The organism is Actinopolyspora sabaoui, assembly GCF_051225635.1.
Lineage (GTDB): Bacteria > Actinomycetota > Actinomycetes > Mycobacteriales > Pseudonocardiaceae > Actinopolyspora.
Genome location: NZ_JBMIHH010000021.1, coordinates 1 through 3,308 on the forward strand (window position 1 = coordinate 1; position 3,308 = coordinate 3,308).

Annotated in this window: 2 rRNA genes; both read right to left on the minus strand. The window is 60.3% G+C overall.

The annotated features are described in order from the left end of the window. A 23S ribosomal RNA gene (locus ACOQFL_RS22790) occupies nucleotides 1-1,742 on the minus strand; the annotation flags it as partial. A gap of 245 nt (nucleotides 1,743-1,987) precedes the next feature. Continuing rightward, a 16S ribosomal RNA gene (locus ACOQFL_RS22795) occupies nucleotides 1,988-3,308 on the minus strand; the annotation flags it as partial.

The following is a 3,308-nucleotide window of genomic DNA, read 5'->3' on the forward strand; positions in this document are numbered from 1 at the left end:
CACCGGCTCGGCATCCGGTCTCACACCTGCACAGGCCCGGATTTGCCTGGACCTGCGTGCTACACCGTTACCCCGGGACAACCATCGCCCGGGATGGGCTACCCTCCTGCGTCACCCCCTCGCTGCCCAGCACACCCACCAGTCAACACCACCAGCAGCCACCGGCCGGAACGAATCCAGACACCACCGGCCACCGGCTGGCGAAGAAAGCATGGGGGCTGGTATGGGGCGGTGCCACGCGGGTACGGGAATATCAACCCGTTGTCCTGTCGACTACGCCTGACGGCCTCGCCTTAGGATCCGACTCACCCAGGGCGGAACAACCTGGCCCTGGAACCCTTGGTCTTCCGGCGGGACAGATTCTCACTGCCCATGCACTACTCATGCCTGCATTCTCACTCCCACACCCTCCACCACAGGTTTGCACCGCGGCTTCACCGGCGTGCGGGACGCTCCCCTACCCACAACAACCACCAGGCTGCTGTGTCACGGCTTCGGCGGTGTACTTACAAGCCCCGCTACATTATCGGCGCAGGATCACTTGACCAGTGAGCTGTTACGCACTCTTTCAAGGATGGCTGCTTCTAAGCCAACCTCCTGGTTGTCTCGGCAATCCCACATCCTTTTCCACTCAGCACACACTTCGGGGCCTTAGCCGGTGATCTGGGCTGTTTCCCTCTCGACCATGGAGCTTCTCCCCCACGGACTCACTGCCACGCTGTCAACGTTGATGCCATTCGGAGTTTAGTTGACGTCAGTACCCCCACCGGGGCCATCAGCCATCCAGTCGCTCTACCTGCACCAAGCACCACGCGACGCTGCACCTAAATGCATTTCGGGGAGAACCAGCTATCTCCGAGTTTGATTGGCCTTTCACCCCTACCCACAGCTCATCCCCCAGGTTTTCAACCCTGGTGGGTTCGGGCCTCCACACGGTCTTACCCGCGCTTCACCCTGGCCACGGGTAGCTCACTCGGTTTCGGGTCTAGAGCACGCGACTGTCTCGCCCTGTTCAGACTCGCTTTCGCTCCGGCTCCCCCACACGGGTTAACCTCGCCACGCACCACTAACTCGCAGGCTCATTCTTCAAAAGGCACGCCATCACACACCACCAGGGCATGCTCTGACGGTTTAACAGCGCACGGTTTCAGGAACTCTTTCACTCCCCTCCCGGGGTACTTTTCACCAGTCCCTCACGGTACACATCCACTATCGGTCACCAGACGTATTCAGGCTTACCAGGCGGTCCTGGCCGATTCACACGAGATTGCACGAGTCCCGCGCTACTCGGGACCACGCCCCACCAGAGCATGCGATGCCTTCACCTACGGGGGTCTCACCCACTCCGCCAGTGCCTTCCAACACCTTCGGCTAACACCACACACCCAGCGCCACCACGGTGGTAGTGACCAGGCGCTCCCACAACCCCACCCGCGCAACACCCACCGGCTTGACACGCGGATGGTTTAGCCATCCTCCCCGTTCGCTCACCACTACTGAGGGAATCACATCTTGTTTTCTCTTCCTGCGGGTACTGAGATGTTTCAGTTCCCCACGTGCCCCCCGGCGCCCTAATCTCTTCAGACACCGGTGACCGGGCATCACCCCGGCCAGGTTACCCCATTCGGACACCCTGGGATCACAGCTCGGTTGACAACTCCCCCAGGCCTATCGCGGCCTCCCACGTCCTTCATCAGCATCTGGTGCCCAGGCATCCACCGTACGCCTACCAACACGACACACACCCAACACAACGCCCAGCAGACACACACCACAACAAGCAAGCAAAAAAAGATACTCGCCACCACTATACAGTTCTCAACCAACCACCAGACCACACCACACCAGCGGAAACACCCACACAGAATGCTCCCACCAGCAGGGGTGTGCCCCTAGAGAACCCAACAGTGCCGCACACGCGCCACGGACACCCCGCCCACAGGGAACCTCCCCACAAGCCAGTGCCGTGTGTGAAAAAGCTCCTTAGAAAGGAGGTGATCCAGCCGCACCTTCCGGTACGGCTACCTTGTTACGACTTCGTCCCAATCGCCAGTCCCACCTTCGACCACGCCCCCCACACCGACGTGTGGTTGGACCATGAGCTTAGGGTGTTACCGACTTTCATGACGTGACGGGCGGTGTGTACAAGGCCCGGGAACGTATTCACCGCAGCACTGCTGATCTGCGATTACTAGCGACTCCGACTTCACAGGGTCGAGTTGCAGACCCCGATCCGAACTGAGACCGGCTTTCAAGGATTCGCTCCACCTCACGGTCTCGCCACCCTCTGTACCGGCCATTGTAGCATGTGTGAAGCCCTGGACATAAGGGGCATGATGACTTGACGTCGTCCCCGCCTTCCTCCGAGTTGACCCCGGCAGTCTCCCGCGAGTCCCCAGCCGAACTGCTGGCAACACAGGACAAGGGTTGCGCTCGTTACGGGACTTAACCCAACATCTCACGACACGAGCTGACGACAGCCATGCACCACCTGTACACCAGCCACAAGGGAAACCCCATCTCTGAGGCAATCCGGTGTATGTCAAACCCAGGTAAGGTTCTTCGCGTTGCATCGAATTAATCCACATGCTCCGCCGCTTGTGCGGGCCCCCGTCAATTCCTTTGAGTTTTAGCCTTGCGGCCGTACTCCCCAGGCGGGGCGCTTAATGCGTTAGCTACGGCACGGACACCAAGAATGGTCCCCACACCTAGCGCCCAACGTTTACAGCATGGACTACCAGGGTATCTAATCCTGTTCGCTACCCATGCTTTCGCTCCTCAGCGTCAGGAACGGCCCAGCAAGCTGCCTTCGCCATCGGTGTTCCTCCTGATATCTGCGCATTTCACCGCTACACCAGGAATTCCGCTTGCCCCTACCGCCCTCGAGTCTGCCCGTATCGGCCGCACGTGCCCAGTTAAGCCGGACATTTCCACGACCGACGCGACAAACCGCCTACGAGCCCTTTACGCCCAGTAAATCCGGACAACGCTCGCGCCCTACGTATTACCGCGGCTGCTGGCACGTAGTTAGCCGGCGCTTCTTTAGCCCCTACCGTCACATTCGTCAGGGCCGAAAGAGGTTTACAACCCGAAGGCCGTCCTCCCCCACACGGCGTCGCTGCGTCAGGCTTTCGCCCATTGCGCAAAATTCCCCACTGCTGCCTCCCGTAGGAGTCTGGGCCGTGTCTCAGTCCCAGTGTGGCCGATCACCCTCTCAGGCCGGCTACCCGTCATCGCCTTGGTACGCCACTACCGCACCAACAAGCTGATGGGCCGCGAGCCCCTCCCAAGCCGGAACACCCCCTCAC